Source organism: Streptomyces sp. NPDC012474 (assembly GCF_042955185.1).
In the GTDB taxonomy this organism is placed as follows: domain Bacteria; phylum Actinomycetota; class Actinomycetes; order Streptomycetales; family Streptomycetaceae; genus Streptomyces; species Streptomyces cahuitamycinicus.
Genome location: NZ_JBIBEP010000044.1, coordinates 1 through 14745, shown reverse-complemented (window position 1 = coordinate 14745; position 14745 = coordinate 1). Strand labels below are relative to the sequence as shown.

Genomic DNA, 14745 nt, shown 5'->3' with positions numbered 1-14745 from the left:
GGTGCATCGCAAGGCGGAGCATCGCCCGCGTACTGGATGTACTCGGGTGATGCGACAACGCGGCGAGGTGCCGTGCCGGGCGTCGCAAGCCGGTGGACCTTTCCAGTCGCAGCGCTAGACGTACCGCTCCAGAATCGACGACTCTGCCAGCCGCGACAGACCCTCGCGGACGCTGCGGGCCCGGGCCTCGCCCACGCCGTCCACCGTCTGCAGGTCGTCGACGCTCGCGGCGAGCAGCTTCTGCAGCCCGCCGAAGTGCTCGACCAGGCGGTCGATGATGGCGCCGGGGAGCCGGGGCACCTTGGCCAGCAGGCGGAAGCCGCGCGGGGAGACGGCGGAGTCCAGTGTCTCGGGCGCGCCGGTGTAACCCAACGCCCGTGCGACCGTGGACATTTCGAGAAGTTCGGCGTGGGTGAGGGCGTCGAGTTCGGCGAGGGCCTCGTCGACCGTGCGAGAGCGTTTGGCCGTGGGCTCGGGGACGTAGTCCCGTACGACCAGCTCGCGCTCGGGCTCAACGCCCGCGATCAGCTCGTCGAGCTGGAGGGCCAGCAGCCGGCCGTCCGTGCCCAGCTCCACCACGTACTCGGCGATCTCCGTGGCGATGCGGCGCACCATCTCCAGGCGCTGGGCGACCGCCGAGACGTCCCGGACGGTCACCAGGTCCTCGATCTCCAGCGCCGACAGCGTGCCCGCGACCTCGTCGAGACGGAGCTTGTAGCGCTCCAGGGTGGCGAGCGCCTGGTTGGCGCGGGACAGGATCGCCGCCGAGTCCTCCAGGACGCGGCGCTGGCCGTCGACGTAGAGGGCGATCAGCCGCATCGACTGGGAGACGGAGACCACCGGGAAGCCGACCTGCTTGCTGACACGGTCAGCGGTGCGGTGCCGGGTGCCCGTCTCCTCCGTCGGGATCGTCGGGTCCGGGACCAGCTGCACGCCCGCGCGCAGGATCTTCGACAGGTCCGAGGACAGCACGATGCCGCCGTCCAGCTTGCACAGCTCGCGCAGCCGGGTCGCGGTGAACTCGACGTCCAGCACGAAGCCGCCGCTGCACAGCGTCTCGACCGTCTTGTCGAAGCCGAGCACGATGAGCCCGCCGGTGTTGCCGCGGAGCACGCGTTCCAGGCCGTCACGCAGGGCGGTGCCGGGTGCCACGGCGCTCAGGGAGGCGCGCATCAGGCCATCGGTACCGGCACTCCCGCCGGACTTTCCGGGAGCCGATGCCCGGTCGTTGGCTGCCACTGCACTCCTCCGGTCGCAGGTCCTGGGCGCCCCCGTGTCGCGCGCTCGGTTCGCACGGACGGGCGAGACCAGGGCAAAGTCTACCGGCGACCCTCCTCGTCCCGTGGGGCCTCTCTGCGACGGGAGCGGGGAAGGACCCGCAGGGCGTCCCCTATGTCCGCGACTTCCAGGACCTTCATGCCCGCCGGGACCTTGCCCGGATCGCCCGGGACCAGCGCGTGTGTGAATCCCAGGCGGTGGGCTTCGGCCAGTCTGCGCTGTACTCCCGTGACCCGTCTCACCTCGCCGGCGAGGCCCACTTCGCCGATCGCGACGAGGTTCTTGGGGAGAGGTGTGTCACTCGCCGCGCTCGCCAGGGCGAGGGCGACGGCCAGGTCGGCGGCGGGCTCCGAGAGCTTCACACCGCCGACCGTCGCGGAGTAGATGTCCCTTTTGCTCAAGGCGCTGATCCGCCCGCGCTGTTCCAGCACCGCGAGCATCATCGAGACGCGGGAGGTCTCCAGGCCCGAGGTGGTGCGGCGCGGGGAGGGGATCTGCGAGTCGACCGTGAGCGCCTGGACCTCGGCGACCAGCGGGCGGCGGCCTTCGAGGGTGACGGTCAGGCAGGTGCCCGGGACCGGTTCGGCCCGGCGGGTCAGGAAGAGGCCGCTCGGGTCGGCGAGGCCGGTGATGCCCTCGTCGTGCAGCTCGAAGCAGCCGACCTCGTCGGTGGTGCCGTAGCGGTTCTTGACGCCCCGCACCAGGCGCAGACGGGCGTGCCGGTCGCCCTCGAAGGACAGGACGACGTCCACGAGGTGCTCCAGCAGGCGTGGGCCCGCGATCGCGCCGTCCTTGGTGACGTGGCCCACCAGCAGCGTGGACATGCCGCGTTCCTTGGAGACCCGGATGAGCGCCCCCGCGACCTCCCGCACCTGGGCCATGCCGCCGGGTGCGCCGTCGATCTCCGGGGAGGCGACCGTCTGCACCGAGTCCATGATCAGCAGAGACGGCTTCACCGCGTCCAAGTGGCCCAGCACCGCCGCCAGATCCGTCTCGGCCGCGAGGTACAGGTGGTCGTCGATGGCACCGATGCGGTCGGCGCGCAGCCGGACCTGGCTCGCCGACTCCTCGCCCGTGACGTACAGGGTGCGGTGCTCGTCGCTCGCGGACTTGGCCGCCACGTCGAGCAGGAGCGTCGACTTGCCGACGCCCGGTTCGCCCGCGACCAGCACCACCGCGCCGGGGACCAGGCCGCCGCCGAGCACACGGTCCAGCTCGGGCACGCCGGTGGGGCGGGCGGTGGCCTGGCGGCCGTCGACCTGGCCGATGGGCAGGGCGGAGGTGGTGACCCGGCCCGGCGCCGTCGTACGCACCGCGGGCGCGCCGTACTCCTCGACCGTCCCCCAGGCCTGGCACTCGGGGCAGCGGCCGAGCCACTTCGCCGTCTGCCAGCCGCACTCCGTGCAGCGGTAGGACGGGCGGTCCTTGGTGGTCTTCGTACGGGCAGCCATGGACGAAACCGTAGCCGCAGGTACTGACATCGCGGGCGCCGGCCGACGGCGGCCACCTGCGCGCCAGGGGTCCGCCACCCCGCGCCAGCGGCGGAACGCCGGGTTCATGTCCCCGATTGAGGGATCGTTTCACCCGTACGGATTAAATGTGCTCAAGCCGCCTGAAGGTGTCACTCCCGGCCCCCTACGGTCGCCGAATGATGAGCAGTACTCCGGAGATCTCGACCCGCTCGGCCCGCACGGCCGGCGCACACCGGGCGCACCGGGAAGAGCGTGACCGCGGGGCGGCGCGCACGCTGGCGCAGCGGCCGCCCGCGCGCTACGAGCCCTACCTGGACGGCCTGTTCACCTACTGCCTGTCCGTGCTGTGCGACCACGAGGCCGCGACCGCCGCCCTGGGCGACGTCCTCGCCCTCGCCGAACGCCGCGGCCGGCACGTCCCCCAGGAGCCCGCGGACCGCAGGGCCTGGATGTACGCGCTGGCCCGCTGGGCGTGCCTGCGCAAGCTGGCCGAGGCCAAGCAGAAACGTCAGAGCAGCCATGGCGCGGGCCGCGCCGACCGGCGGCGCGCCGACCGTCAAGCCACTCCGGCCCCCTCCGAGGAGGTCCAGGAGCGGCACCGTCGCGAACTGGCCCTGCTGGCCTGGCCGGAGGCCGCCGGCACCACCCCGGAGCAGCGGGAGGCGCTCGAACTGGCCGTGCGCCACCACCTCGCCGCCCGCGAGGTCGCCGCCGTCCTCGGTATGGACCCGGCCGCCGCCCGTGATCTGCTCGCCTCCGCCGCCTGTGAGGTGGAACGCACGCGTGCGGCCCTCGCCGTGGTGGAGACCGGGGCGTGTCCGAGCGTCGCGCACCTCGCCGGCGACGACCGGCTCGTGCTCGGCACGGCCCTGCGAGCCGAACTCGTCCGGCACGTCGACGACTGCCCGCGCTGCCGTCGCACCGCCGAGCGTGCCATCCCCGGCCGCTGGCCCGGCACCAGCGTCACGCCCGCCGAACTGCCCGTCCTGCCGGCCCCCCGCGCGGCCCTGTACGTCGCCATGACCCACCACCCGCGCGCGCGGGGCGCCGCACCCCGCTTCGACCGGCGCGGCTTCCCGATGGACCCCAAGGACCACGCGGCCCGCAGGGACCGCCTCCGCGCGCGTGCCGTCACCACGACCGTCGTCGCCACCGTCGTGGCCGCCCCCGTGCTGGCTCTGTGGGCCGCCTACCGCGGCACCCCGATCGGCGAGGGACAGGACGGCCGCTCGGCCTCCGCGCGCGAGGCGGACGACCCGTTCGGCCTGGACGGCGAGATCGCGGGCGGCGGCTACGAGAACACCGGCAACGCGAGCACCCGGCCCGGCCCCCGCTTCGGCGAGGACGGCAAGGCCGACGTCTCCGTCGAGGTCATCGGCGTCGCCGGCGCCGGCCGCAAGAGCACCCTGGAGGTCACGGCCGGCAACAGCGGCGACACCACCCTCGTCACCCTGACCGCCACCGGCCCGGCCCCGGTCCGCTGGTCCGCGTCCACAGGAGCCCACTGGCTCTACCTCAGCCAGTCCTCGGGAACGCTCCGTCCCGGCGAGTCGTTGACGATCAAGGTGTACGTCGACCACCTGCGGGAGCCCGCCGGCCCCTGGCGCGCGCAGGTGGCGGTCGCACCGGGGGGCGCCGTCGTCCACATCGAGGGCTACGGCGCCGCGCCCAGCCCCTCCGGCCCCGGCCCGGACCCCCGCCCGGGCCCCCCGGGCGACCCGACTCCGACCCAGCCCGACCCGACGCCCACGACCTCCGCCCCGGACCCTGACCCCACGCCGACCACCCCGCCCCCCTCGGCCGACCCGGACCCCACGCCCACGCCGACGGACCCGGCCCCGACCGACCCGGCGGGCTCGACGTCACCGCCGTCGGACAGCGGCGATCCGAGCCCGGTCACGTCGTAGCCGGGTCCTCAGCCCACCGGATCCGCGGGATGCGGTGCCAGCAGTGGCAGCTGCGAGGCCAGCCGCTCCTCGCACAGCTCGACCAGCCGGTCGTAGCCTGCCTTGCCCATCAGCTCGATCAGCTCCGGCCGGTAGGAGACGTACACCGGATCGCCCGCGCCGTGCGCCGAGGTCGCCGAGGTGCACCACCAGTGCAGGTCGTGGCCGCCCGGGCCCCAGCCCCGGCGGTCGTACTCACCGATCGACACCTGGAGGACACGCGTGTCGTCGGGCCGGTCGATCCACTCGTACGTCCGCCGCACCGGCAGCTGCCAGCAGACGTCCGGCTTGGTCTCCAGCGGCTCGCGGCCCTCCTTCAGGGCGAGGATGTGCAGCGAGCAGCCCGCGCCGCCCGGGAAGCCGGGCCGGTTCTGGAAGATGCACGAGCCCTGGAACGGCCGCGTCTGCCGCTCGCCGTCCTCGTCCTCGGAGACCCAGCCGCCCCGCGTGCCCTCGGCGTGCTGCTGCCAGATGTCCGGCGTGAGCCTGGCCACATGCCCGGCGACGCGCTTCTCGTCGTCCTCGTCGGAGAAGTGGGCACCCAACGTGCAGCAGCCGTCATCCGCGCGGCCCGCCTGGATGCCCTGGCAGCCGCTGCCGAAGATGCAGTTCCAGCGAGAGGTCAGCCATGTCAGATCGCAGCGGAACACCTGCTCGTCGTCCGCCGGATCGGGAAACTCCACCCACGCGCGAGCGAAGTCGAGGCCCTTCTCGTCGGGTTCCACGACGGCCGGTGATTTGTCGCGCTTCGCCTTTTTCGTCTTTGGCACGCCTCCAGGGTACGGGCCTCGTACCCCCACCGAGGACTGCGGACGGTCCGGTGGGCAGTAGCGTTCCGTACATGAGACTCGGTGTCCTCGACGTGGGATCGAACACGGTGCATCTGCTCGTGGTGGACGCGCACCCCGGCGCGTGCCCGCTGCCCGCGCACTCGCACAAGGCGGAACTGCGCCTGGCTCAGCTCCTCGACGACGACGGCGCGATCGGCCCCCACGGCGTCGACCGGCTGATCTCGGTGATCAAGGAGGCGCTCCAGGCCGCCGAGGACAAGGGCGCCGAGGAGGTCCTCCCGTTCGCGACCTCCGCCGTACGGGAGGCCCGCAACGCCGATGACGTCCTCGAACGCGTGCGCGCCGAGACCGGCGTCGAGCTCCAGGTCCTCACCGGTTCCGAGGAGGCCAGGCTGACCTTCCTCGCCGCCCGCCGCTGGTTCGGCTGGTCGGCCGGGAAGCTGCTGGTCCTGGACATCGGCGGCGGCTCCCTCGAGGTCGCCTACGGCATCGACGAGGAGCCCGACGCTGCCGCCTCGCTGCCGCTGGGCGCCGGCCGTCTCACCGCCGGCTGGCTGCCCGGCGATCCGCCCGACCCGGACGACGTCCGCGCCCTGCGCCGCCACGTGCGGACCGAGATCGCCCGCACGGTCGGCGAGTTCAGCCGCTTCGGCACCCCCGACCACGTCGTCGCCACCTCGAAGACCTTCAAGCAGCTGGCCCGCATCGCCGGTGCCGCCCGCTCCGCCGAGGGCCTCTACGTCCAGCGCGAGCTCAAGCGGGAGTCCGTGGAGGGCTGGGTTCCGCGCCTGGCCGGGATGACGGAGCGGGAGCGCGCGGAGCTGCCGGGCGTCTCGGAGGGCAGGGCCGGGCAGCTCCTGGCGGGCGCCCTGGTGGCCGAGGCCGCGATGGACCTCTTCGGAGTGGAGCGCGTCGACATATGCCCCTGGGCGCTGCGGGAGGGCGTCATCCTGCGTCGCCTGGATCACATGGAGTCCGCATGACGGCCCGCCCACCTATGGCAAACACCACAACGGCGAAGAGGCCCCCCACTCCACCCCGACCACACCCCGTAATCTGTCCTGCATGGCAGAGCCAGCCGTGAAGATCCCGGACGCGAAGGTCGCGCTGTCGACGGCCTCGGTCTACCCGGAGTCGACGGCCACGGCCTTCGAGATCGCCGCGCGCCTCGGCTACGACGGAGTCGAGGTCATGGTCTGGACCGACCCGGTCAGCCAGGACATCGAGGCCCTGCGCAGACTCAGCGACTACCACCGGATCCCTATCCTCGCCGTGCACGCCCCCTGCCTGCTCATCACGCAGCGCGTCTGGTCCACGGACCCGTGGACCAAACTCCAGCGGGCCCGCGCGGCGGCCGAGAAGCTCGACGCGAGCACCGTCGTCGTCCACCCCCCGTTCCGCTGGCAGCGCCAGTACGCCCGGGACTTCGTCACCGGCATCTGGCGCATGGCGAACGAGACGGACGTACGGTTCGCCGTCGAGAACATGTACCCCTGGCGCTACCGCGACCGCGAGATGCTCGCGTACGCCCCCGACTGGGACGTCACGAAGGACGACTACCGGCACTTCACGATCGATCTCAGCCACACCGCGACGGCCCGCTCCGACGCGCTGGACATGGTCGACCGCATGGGGGACCGTCTCGGCCACGTGCACCTCGCCGACGGCCGGGGCTCCGCCAAGGACGAGCACCTGGTGCCCGGCCGCGGCACGCAGCCCTGCGCCGAGGTGCTGGAGCGGCTCGCCCTGACCGGCTTCGACGGGCACGTCGTCATCGAGGTCAACACCCGCCGCGCCATGTCGAGCGCGGAGCGCGAGGCCGATCTGGCGGAGGCCCTGGCCTTCACCCGCCTGCATCTGGCCTCGGCGGTGAAGGTGCCGCGGCGATGAACGGCGGGTCCTCGGTCGGCGGGCCCCCGGCCGACGGGCCCCCAGTCGGCGGGCCCCCGGCCGGCGGGTCCGGCGCCACCGCCCGCCGCCGCGGCCGCCCCCCGCGCACGGAGTCGGCGGACACCCGCGACCGCATCCTGACCGCCGCCCGCGGCGAGTTCTCCGAGCACGGCTACGAGAAGACCTCCGTGCGCGGCATCGCCAAGTCCGCCGGCGTGGACCCGGCTCTCGTGCACCACTACTTCGGCACGAAGGAGCAGGTCTTCGAGGCGGCGATCACCCAGTCCTTCGGGCCGGCCCTGCAGGCCCCGAAGGCCGTCGAGGAAGGCCCGCTCGACGGGGTGGGGGAGCGCCTGGCGCGCTTCTTCTTCGGAGTCTGGGAGAACCCGGCGACCCGCGCGCCCCTGCTCGCCGTCGTCCGGTCCGCCGTCACCAACGAGACCGCGGCCGCCGTCTTCCGGCGGATCATCGCCACCCAGGTGCTGCGCCGCATCGCCGTACGGCTGGAGCTGCCGGACGCCGAGCTGCGCGCCGAGCTCGCCGCCGCCCAGCTCGTCGGCACCGCGATCCTGCGGTACGTCATCAAGGTCGAGCCCCTGGCCTCGGCGGACCCCGAGCAGGTCATCGCGCGGCTGGCCCCGGTCGTCCAGGGACATCTGACCGATCCGTGAGGCGTACGCCGGCCGTCGCCCGAGACAGGCATCCCGCATTCCGGACTCCCTGTCCCGCCCACTGGATGACCGGCGTACGCTCGGTAGCAGTCAGAAATCCCGAATCCTCTGACGCCGCCAGTAGAAGGAGCGAGCGACGATGCCCGAGCTGAGGTCCCGCACAGTCACCCACGGCCGCAACATGGCGGGCGCACGCGCCCTGATGCGCGCCTCCGGTGTACCGGGTGCGGACATCGGCCGCAAGCCGATCATCGCGGTCGCCAACAGTTTCACCGAGTTCGTGCCCGGCCACACCCACCTGGCGCCCGTCGGCCGGATCGTCAGCGAGGCGGTCGTCGCGGCCGGCGGCATCCCGCGCGAGTTCAACACCATCGCCGTCGACGACGGCATCGCCATGGGCCACGGTGGCATGCTCTACTCCCTGCCCTCCCGCGACCTGATCGCGGACAGCGTGGAGTACATGGTCGAGGCGCACTGCGCCGACGCCCTCATCTGCATCTCCAACTGCGACAAGATCACCCCGGGCATGCTGAACGCCGCCCTGCGGCTGAACATCCCGACGGTCTTCGTCTCCGGCGGCCCCATGGAGTCCGGCCGCGCCACCCTGGTCGACGGCACGGTCCGCACCCTCGACCTGGTCGACGCGATCTCCGACGCCGTGAACGACAAGATCTCGGACGAGGACATCCTCCGCATCGAGGAGAACGCCTGTCCGACCTGCGGCTCCTGCTCCGGCATGTTCACCGCCAACTCGATGAACTGCCTGACCGAGGCCATCGGCCTCTCCCTCCCGGGCAACGGCTCGGTCCTGGCCACGCACACGGCCCGCAAGGCGCTGTACGAGGACGCCGCCCGTACGGTCATGGACATCACCCGCCGCTACTACGAGCAGGACGACGAGACGGTCCTGCCCCGCAGCGTCGCCTCCGTCGCCGCCTTCGAGAACGCCATGGCGCTCGACATCGCCATGGGCGGCTCGACCAACACGATCCTGCACCTGCTGGCCGCCGCCCAGGAGGCGGGCGTCCCCTTCGGCCTCGACGAGATCAACGCCGTCTCGCGCCGCGTGCCCTGCCTCGCCAAGGTCGCCCCGAACGTCGCCAAGGACCGCACGTACTACATGGAGGACGTGCACCGCGCCGGCGGCATCCCCGCCCTGCTCGGCGAGCTGCACCGGGCCGGCCTGCTCAACGAGGACGTGTACTCGGTGCACAGCCCGTCCCTCGCCGACTGGCTGAAGACCTGGGACGTGCGCGGTGGCTCCCCGTCCGCGAAGGCGGTCGACCTGTGGCACGCGGCCCCCGGCTGCGTCCGCTCCGCCGAGGCCTTCTCCCAGTCCGAGCGCTGGGAGGCCCTGGACGAGGACGCCGAGGGCGGCTGCATCCGCTCCGCCGAGCACGCCTACTCCAAGGACGGCGGCCTCGCCGTCCTCAAGGGCAACCTGGCCGTGGACGGCTGCGTCGTGAAGACGGCCGGTGTCGACGAGTCCATCTGGACCTTCGAGGGCCCGGCGGTCGTCTGCGAGTCGCAGGAGGAGGCCGTCCAGAAGATCCTCACCCAGCAGGTCAAGGACGGCGACGTCGTCGTCATCCGCTACGAGGGCCCCAAGGGCGGCCCCGGCATGCAGGAGATGCTCTACCCGACCTCGTACCTGAAGGGCCGCGGCCTCGGGAAGACCTGCGCGCTCGTCACGGACGGCCGCTTCTCCGGCGGCACCTCCGGCCTCTCCATCGGCCACGCTTCGCCCGAGGCGGCCGCGGGCGGCACCATCGCCCTGGTCGAGGACGGCGACCGGATCCGCATCGACATCCCGAACCGCTCCATCGAGCTGCTGGTGGACGACGCCGAGCTGGCCCGCCGCGACCAGGCGCTGAACGGCGTGTACGCCCCGAAGAACCGCGACCGCAAGGTCTCGGCGGCGCTGCGGGCCTATGCGGCGATGGCGACCAGCGCGGACAAGGGCGCGGTGCGGGACGTGTCGAAGCTGGGCTGAACCTTCTCGCACCGAGGGCCGTCTCCCGCCGCCGGGGGGCGGCCCTTGCGCATGCGTGCGGGCCGCCGGGTCGCGCGGGGGCTTGCGCATGGGTGCGGGCTATCAGGCCGCCGGGTCGCGCGTGGGGCGGCCCTTGCGCATGCCTGCCGGCTACCAGGCCGCCGGGTCGCGCCCGTTCACGGCGAAGACGGTCCCGTCCGGCGCGCTGGCGTAGACCCGGCCGCCGACGATCACGGGCTCGGGCAGCACGGCCGGAATCCGGTCCGACCGCTCGCCCAGCCGAACAGACGTCTGCCCGGCCGGCTTCCCGCGCCGTGCGTCGACGGCGAGCAGCCGCCCGTCCGACGCGGTCACGTACACGTGCCGGTCACCGGCGACCGGCGTGGACCCCCGCATCACGCCCGTCTCCAGCTGCCAGAGCCGCTCACGTGCCTGAAGATCGACGGCCACCAACGATCCCCCCGTCCCCATGAGATAGGCCGTGTTCCCCCGCACGGCCCCATGGGCCTGCTGGAGTGGGAAGGCCAGGGGCACCCGCCGGGTCTCACCGGTCCCCGGGGTGTAGCGGACGACGGCCCGCGCATCGCCGTGCACCGCGTCCTGGGAGAGGAGGAACACCGATCCGTCCGCCGCGCCGAAGGGCTTCAGCGTCCCGTCGAGCCGGGCGTCCGACCGTACGTCACCCGTCTGCGGATCCACCACGGTGAGCCGGGTGCTCTTGCCGTCACCCGACCCGCTGGTGGCGTACGCCAGCGGGTCACCGGTGAACGCGGCGATGTACGGCACCTCGTGGCCGGTGATCCGGTGGCTCCACCGCGGGTCACCGGAGGCGCCGTCCACGCCGGTGACCTTCCCGTCGGCACCCGTGACCAGGAGCATGCCCCCGGCGGGCACGGCGCTGCCGGCCCCGGACATGTCCCGCTGCCAGCGCACTCCGCCCGAGGCCGGGTCGAGAGCCTCCAGGTGACGCCCCCGGTCCGCCGAGGGCTGCACGAGTCCACCCGCCAGCAACGGCGGTTCCTTCCGGGTCCCCTTGCCGACGGGGTGCCGCCACAGCAGGTGCCCGTCGGACGGATCCAGGGCGAAGACCAGCCCGGGCGTGGCACAGAGCAGCCGTCCGGCCCCGTGGGAGCACAGGGGTGCGCTGTCCTCGCCCGCCGGTGTCGTCCGCCACCCGCTGAACGCGGCGGACGTGGTCCGCGGGGAGGCGGACTGCGGTGAGCCGCCGTCGCCGTCGAGCAACGGGAGCGAGATCAGAGCCCCGACGACGGCCAGGCCGAACGCCCCGGCTCCGAGGACCGCCCGCCTGCCGAGCCGCCGTCCCCCGCCACGAACGGCCTTCACCGCGCGACCGGCTTCCACCGCACGGGCGGCTTCCACCGCACTGGCGGGTCTCCCGGCCGGCGGCCACGAACGTTCGGTGTCCCCGGTCCGCTGAGCCGGTATGAACGTCTGTGTGTCGTACGAAGCCGCGACGGATCGCAGCTCCCGCATCAACTCGTCGGGCGTCGGCCGCTCCTCGGGCTCCTTCGCGAGACACCGCAGCACCAGCGGCGCGACCTCGTCCGGCACACCGGTCAGGTCGGGCTCGTCGTGCACCACCTGGTAGGCGACGATGTACGGGCTGTCGGAGTCGAACGGCCCTTGTCCCGTGGCGGCGTGCACCATCACCGACCCGAGCGCGAAGATGTCGGCGGCCGGACCCACCTCGCGCGGGCGCCGGAACTGCTCGGGCGCCATGAAGGGCGGGGTGCCGATCAACCTCCCGGTCTCGGTGCGCAGTTCGCTGTCCAGCGGCCGGGAGATACCGAAGTCGATGACCTTCGGCCCGTCGTCGGCGAGCAGGACGTTGCTCGGTTTCAGATCCCGGTGGACGACCCCGGCTCGATGGATGTCACGCAGCGCCTCGGCCAAGCCCGCCATCAGGCGCCGCAACTGGGCCGGATCCATGGGGCCGTTCCGCTTGACCTGTTCGGACAAGGTCGGCCCCGGAATGAACAGCGTGGCCATCCAGGGCCGTTCGCTGTCCGGGTCGGCGTCGACGACGGGTGCCGTGAAGGCGCCGCTCACTCTCCGCGCCGCCGCCACCTCCTGCCGGAAACGGTCCCTGAAGTCGGGGTCCTTGGCGAACTGGGCGTGTACGACCTTCACCGCGAGCTTCATCCCGGAGGTGCTCCGGGCCAGATGCACGACTCCCATGCCGCCCGAGCCCAGACAGGACTCCAGACGGTAGTGACCGGCGTATTCGGGAAGTTCCGCTTCCGCGCCCGCTCCGGCGTTCCGCTGTGGCGCCATGGGACCACCCCCGTGCTGTTCGTCCGCGCGCGCGACGCACGGAGCCTAGTCGAAGACCCGTACGGGACGGAGGCGGCTTGCCAGCCTCCCCGTTCGAGTCACGCACATGTGTTTCATGGTGTGATTCGGGGGAATCAACGGGACCCTATGGCAGTCATGGGGATCAACGGGGGAGAACTTGATGTCAGTCGACCATGTCGAGGAACTCGAAGGCAGAGGCGAGGGAGAGGCCGTCACCATGGCGGCGTCGGCCCTGCGCTCGTACGCAGTCGCCCCGGGCGTTCGCCTGAACGTCCGCAGCGGCCCCGGCACCGGTTACGCCGTCGTCCGCGTCCTGCCCGAGGGAGCCAGGGTCACCATCTTCTGCCAGCGGCCCGGCACCACGGTGTCGGGCCCGTACGGCAGCTCGAACATCTGGGACAACATCGACGACGGCGAGTACGTCTCGGACGCCTACGTGAAGACGGGCAGCGACGGCTACGTCCGCCCGCGCTGCGGTTAACCGCCCGGAGCCCGCGGCTCGGCAAGGGTCATAATCGACCCGTGAGTGCAGACGACAGCACCCCTGCCGCCCCCGCGGGCTCCAAGGCCGAGGCCCCTGGTCCACGCCCCGAGGCCCTGCGCTTCTTCGGCACGACCTGGCTGGAGCACGACAACGGCTACACCGGGCGCCGCATCGCCGTGGCCGTCGGTTCCCTGGCCGCCGCCGTCGCCTCCTGCCTCGTGCTCCGCCTCGCCTACCAAGGCCTCCAGATCGCCGCGATCGGCGGCTTCGTCACGGTCCTCATGGTCGCGATGTTCGCGATCTGCAGCGCGATGGCCTTCCGCCACACCTGGGACGGCTACACCCACCGCCCCGACCCGGACCGCCAGGCGTCCCTGCGCGGCCTCCTGACCGTGGGCTTCGTCGGCTCCCTGCTCGCCTACTTCTTCCGCTCCCTCACCGAGGCCCCCGGCGAGAAGCTCCACCGCGAGGAGTACGAAGAGGCCCGCAAGCAGTACGAGAAGCGCACGACCCGCCGCTCGGGCAACCCGAGGAACCGCCGCCGCGCGTAGCCCGGCCGCCCGCTCGGTCGCCTACTCCGCGGCCACGATGCGCTCGACCGCCGCCGTCACCAGCTGTTCGCGCTCCGCCTCGGTGAAGACGTCCGGCAGGGTGAGCTGCTCGACGATCAGCCAGTTCAGGGCCAGCATCAGCAGCTTGACGGCCATGGCGTCGCCGGGGAGCCCGGAAGCTTCGTGGTAGGCGACGTTGGCCTCGACATCGGCGCGGACCCGCTCGGTGAGGACCTTGCGCAGTTCGGGGCGGCGGGTGGCCTCCAGGCGCAGTTCGAGCAGGGCGAGGTAGCCGGTGCGGAAAGCGGCGACGCGGCCGACGAGCTCCCGCATCAGCACCGCGTAGGTTTCCCGGTCCCGGCCCGCTGCCCGCTGGCGCGCGATCGTCGCCTCGTCGGGCTGGAGCCGTTCGTAGACCCGGGCGCCGGCCTGGGTGAGCAGGTCGTCCCGGCTGGCGAAGTAGTTCGAGGCGGTCCCGACCGGTACCGCGGCCTCGGCGTCCACCGCCCGGAACGTCAGACCCCGTGCGCCCTCCCTGGCCAGTACCTCGATCGCCGCATCGACGAGGGCGGCGCGCCGCTGATCGTTCCGTCTCACCATTGACACCACTCCAGCTGTAGTACTAGCTTCAAACCACTTCAGAGACAGTACTACGTTCGGAGTGCCTTATGCGCAAGCTCGTGTACTACATCGCGGTAACGCTCGACGGCCGCATCGCCGGCCCCGAGGGCGAGTACGACTTCTTCCCCGCCGGCACCGAACAGCAGAGCGCCGCCTACAGCGCCTGGGCCAACACCCTGTACCCCGAGACCGTCCCGACCGCCTACCGTGCCGCCGCAGGCCTCGCCGACGTACCCAACCGGCACTTCGACACCGTCGTCATGGGCGCCGGCACCTATCGCGCCCCCGTCGACCACGGGGTCACCAGCCCCTACGCACACCTGCGCCAGTACGTGGTCTCCAACACGCTCGGGCAGCACGACGCCGACCCGGCCGTCACCGTCGTTCCGGGCGACCCGCTCACCCTCGTCCGCGAACTGAAGCGGGAGGAGGACGCCGCCCTGAACATCTGGCTCTGCGGCGGCGGCAAGCTCGCCGGAGCCCTCCTGCCCGAGATCGACGAGCTGGTCGTCAAGAACTACCCGGTGGTCGCCGGCGCCGGAACCCCGGCCTTCGACGGGACCTTCGACCCCACCGTCTTCGATGTCGCCGAGCGCACCGCCTTCCCCAACGGCGTCACCCTCACGCGCCTCACCCGCCGCTAGTGTGATGCGCCAGAAATCCTGAGGGTTAGTAAGTAGCCTGTTGGTATGCCGCATCCGGGCCCTTCCGCCGTGGAGATCACGCTGTCCG

13 protein-coding genes are annotated in these 14745 nt (G+C 72.4%); 8 read left to right on the top strand and 5 right to left on the bottom strand.

All coding sequences use genetic code 11. From position 1 onward, the window contains the following. Positions 1-114: 114 nt before the first annotated feature. Positions 115-1239, bottom strand: a complete 1125-nt coding sequence (gene disA / locus ACFY9S_RS40385) for a DNA integrity scanning diadenylate cyclase DisA (protein ID WP_102909109.1) — start codon at positions 1237-1239, stop codon at positions 115-117. 80 nt (positions 1240-1319) lie between these two features. Continuing rightward, the gene (radA, locus tag ACFY9S_RS40380; protein ID WP_391139093.1) at positions 1320-2729 is read right to left on the bottom strand and encodes a DNA repair protein RadA; all 1410 of its coding nucleotides are present in this window, start codon (positions 2727-2729) and stop codon (positions 1320-1322) included. Between the two features lie 197 nt (positions 2730-2926). Here radA and ACFY9S_RS40375 point away from each other — a divergent pair, with 197 nt between their 5' ends. Further along, a complete protein-coding gene (locus tag ACFY9S_RS40375; protein ID WP_391139091.1) occupies positions 2927-4657 on the top strand; it encodes a hypothetical protein in 1731 nt (576 codons plus the stop codon). 8 nt (positions 4658-4665) lie between these two features. Here the strand turns inward: ACFY9S_RS40375 and ACFY9S_RS40370 are convergent, their stop codons facing one another. Then, positions 4666-5466 (bottom strand): hypothetical protein, encoded by an 801-nt coding sequence (locus tag ACFY9S_RS40370; RefSeq protein WP_391139089.1) that lies wholly within the window; start codon positions 5464-5466, stop codon positions 4666-4668. A gap of 71 nt (positions 5467-5537) precedes the next feature. Between ACFY9S_RS40370 and ACFY9S_RS40365 the strand changes: the two genes are divergently transcribed. From ACFY9S_RS40365 to ilvD, 4 genes are all read left to right on the top strand, one after another. Continuing rightward, positions 5538-6470: a Ppx/GppA phosphatase family protein gene (locus ACFY9S_RS40365; RefSeq protein WP_102914145.1), complete on the top strand. Its 933-nt coding sequence runs from the start codon at positions 5538-5540 to the stop codon at positions 6468-6470. Positions 6471-6552: 82 nt separating this feature from the next. After that, on the top strand, positions 6553-7377 hold the full coding sequence (locus ACFY9S_RS40360; protein ID WP_184848550.1) for a sugar phosphate isomerase/epimerase: 825 nt from the start codon (positions 6553-6555) through the stop codon (positions 7375-7377). Continuing rightward, a complete protein-coding gene (locus ACFY9S_RS40355; protein WP_391139086.1) occupies positions 7374-8048 on the top strand; it encodes a TetR family transcriptional regulator in 675 nt (224 codons plus the stop codon). Before ACFY9S_RS40360 ends, ACFY9S_RS40355 begins: the two co-directional genes overlap by 4 nt. Before the next feature lie 139 nt (positions 8049-8187). After that, on the top strand, positions 8188-10041 hold the full coding sequence (ilvD, locus tag ACFY9S_RS40350; protein ID WP_102912676.1) for a dihydroxy-acid dehydratase: 1854 nt from the start codon (positions 8188-8190) through the stop codon (positions 10039-10041). A gap of 150 nt (positions 10042-10191) precedes the next feature. Here ilvD and ACFY9S_RS40345 read toward each other — a convergent pair whose 3' ends face one another. After that, complete coding sequence (locus ACFY9S_RS40345) at positions 10192-12336, bottom strand: PQQ-binding-like beta-propeller repeat protein (protein ID WP_391139084.1); 2145 nt, start codon at positions 12334-12336, stop codon at positions 10192-10194. 181 nt (positions 12337-12517) lie between these two features. On the opposite strand from ACFY9S_RS40345, the gene ACFY9S_RS40340 reads away from it, so the two are divergent. Further along, positions 12518-12838 (top strand): SH3 domain-containing protein, encoded by a 321-nt coding sequence (locus ACFY9S_RS40340; RefSeq protein ID WP_391139082.1) that lies wholly within the window; start codon positions 12518-12520, stop codon positions 12836-12838. Positions 12839-12879: 41 nt separating this feature from the next. After that, positions 12880-13392, top strand: coding sequence for an EamA/RhaT family transporter (locus tag ACFY9S_RS40335; protein WP_391139080.1), 513 nt, complete (start codon positions 12880-12882; stop codon positions 13390-13392). A 21-nt stretch (positions 13393-13413) separates the two neighbouring features. Here ACFY9S_RS40335 and ACFY9S_RS40330 read toward each other — a convergent pair whose 3' ends face one another. Continuing rightward, positions 13414-13992, bottom strand: coding sequence for a TetR family transcriptional regulator (locus tag ACFY9S_RS40330; RefSeq protein ID WP_391139078.1), 579 nt, complete (start codon positions 13990-13992; stop codon positions 13414-13416). A 68-nt stretch (positions 13993-14060) separates the two neighbouring features. Here ACFY9S_RS40330 and ACFY9S_RS40325 point away from each other — a divergent pair, with 68 nt between their 5' ends. Continuing rightward, positions 14061-14657, top strand: coding sequence for a dihydrofolate reductase family protein (locus ACFY9S_RS40325; protein WP_391139076.1), 597 nt, complete (start codon positions 14061-14063; stop codon positions 14655-14657). The last annotated feature ends 88 nt before the right edge of the window (positions 14658-14745 follow it).

Bases quoted from the DNA above. Each gene is read 5' to 3' on its own strand.
- ACFY9S_RS40340 (WP_391139082.1), top strand. From the start codon at position 12,518: ATGTCAGTCGACCATGTCGAGGAACTCGAAGGCAGAGGCGAGGGAGAG.
- ACFY9S_RS40360 (WP_184848550.1), top strand. From the start codon at position 6,553: ATGGCAGAGCCAGCCGTGAAGATCCCGGACGCGAAGGTCGCGCTGTCG.
- radA (WP_391139093.1), bottom strand. From the start codon at position 2,729: ATGGCTGCCCGTACGAAGACCACCAAGGACCGCCCGTCCTACCGCTGC.
- ACFY9S_RS40365 (WP_102914145.1), top strand. From the start codon at position 5,538: ATGAGACTCGGTGTCCTCGACGTGGGATCGAACACGGTGCATCTGCTC.
- ACFY9S_RS40375 (WP_391139091.1), top strand. From the start codon at position 2,927: ATGATGAGCAGTACTCCGGAGATCTCGACCCGCTCGGCCCGCACGGCC.
- ACFY9S_RS40345 (WP_391139084.1), bottom strand. From the start codon at position 12,336: ATGGCGCCACAGCGGAACGCCGGAGCGGGCGCGGAAGCGGAACTTCCC.
- ACFY9S_RS40355 (WP_391139086.1), top strand. From the start codon at position 7,374: ATGAACGGCGGGTCCTCGGTCGGCGGGCCCCCGGCCGACGGGCCCCCA.
- ACFY9S_RS40325 (WP_391139076.1), top strand. From the start codon at position 14,061: ATGCGCAAGCTCGTGTACTACATCGCGGTAACGCTCGACGGCCGCATC.
- ilvD (WP_102912676.1), top strand. From the start codon at position 8,188: ATGCCCGAGCTGAGGTCCCGCACAGTCACCCACGGCCGCAACATGGCG.
- ACFY9S_RS40330 (WP_391139078.1), bottom strand. From the start codon at position 13,992: ATGGTGAGACGGAACGATCAGCGGCGCGCCGCCCTCGTCGATGCGGCG.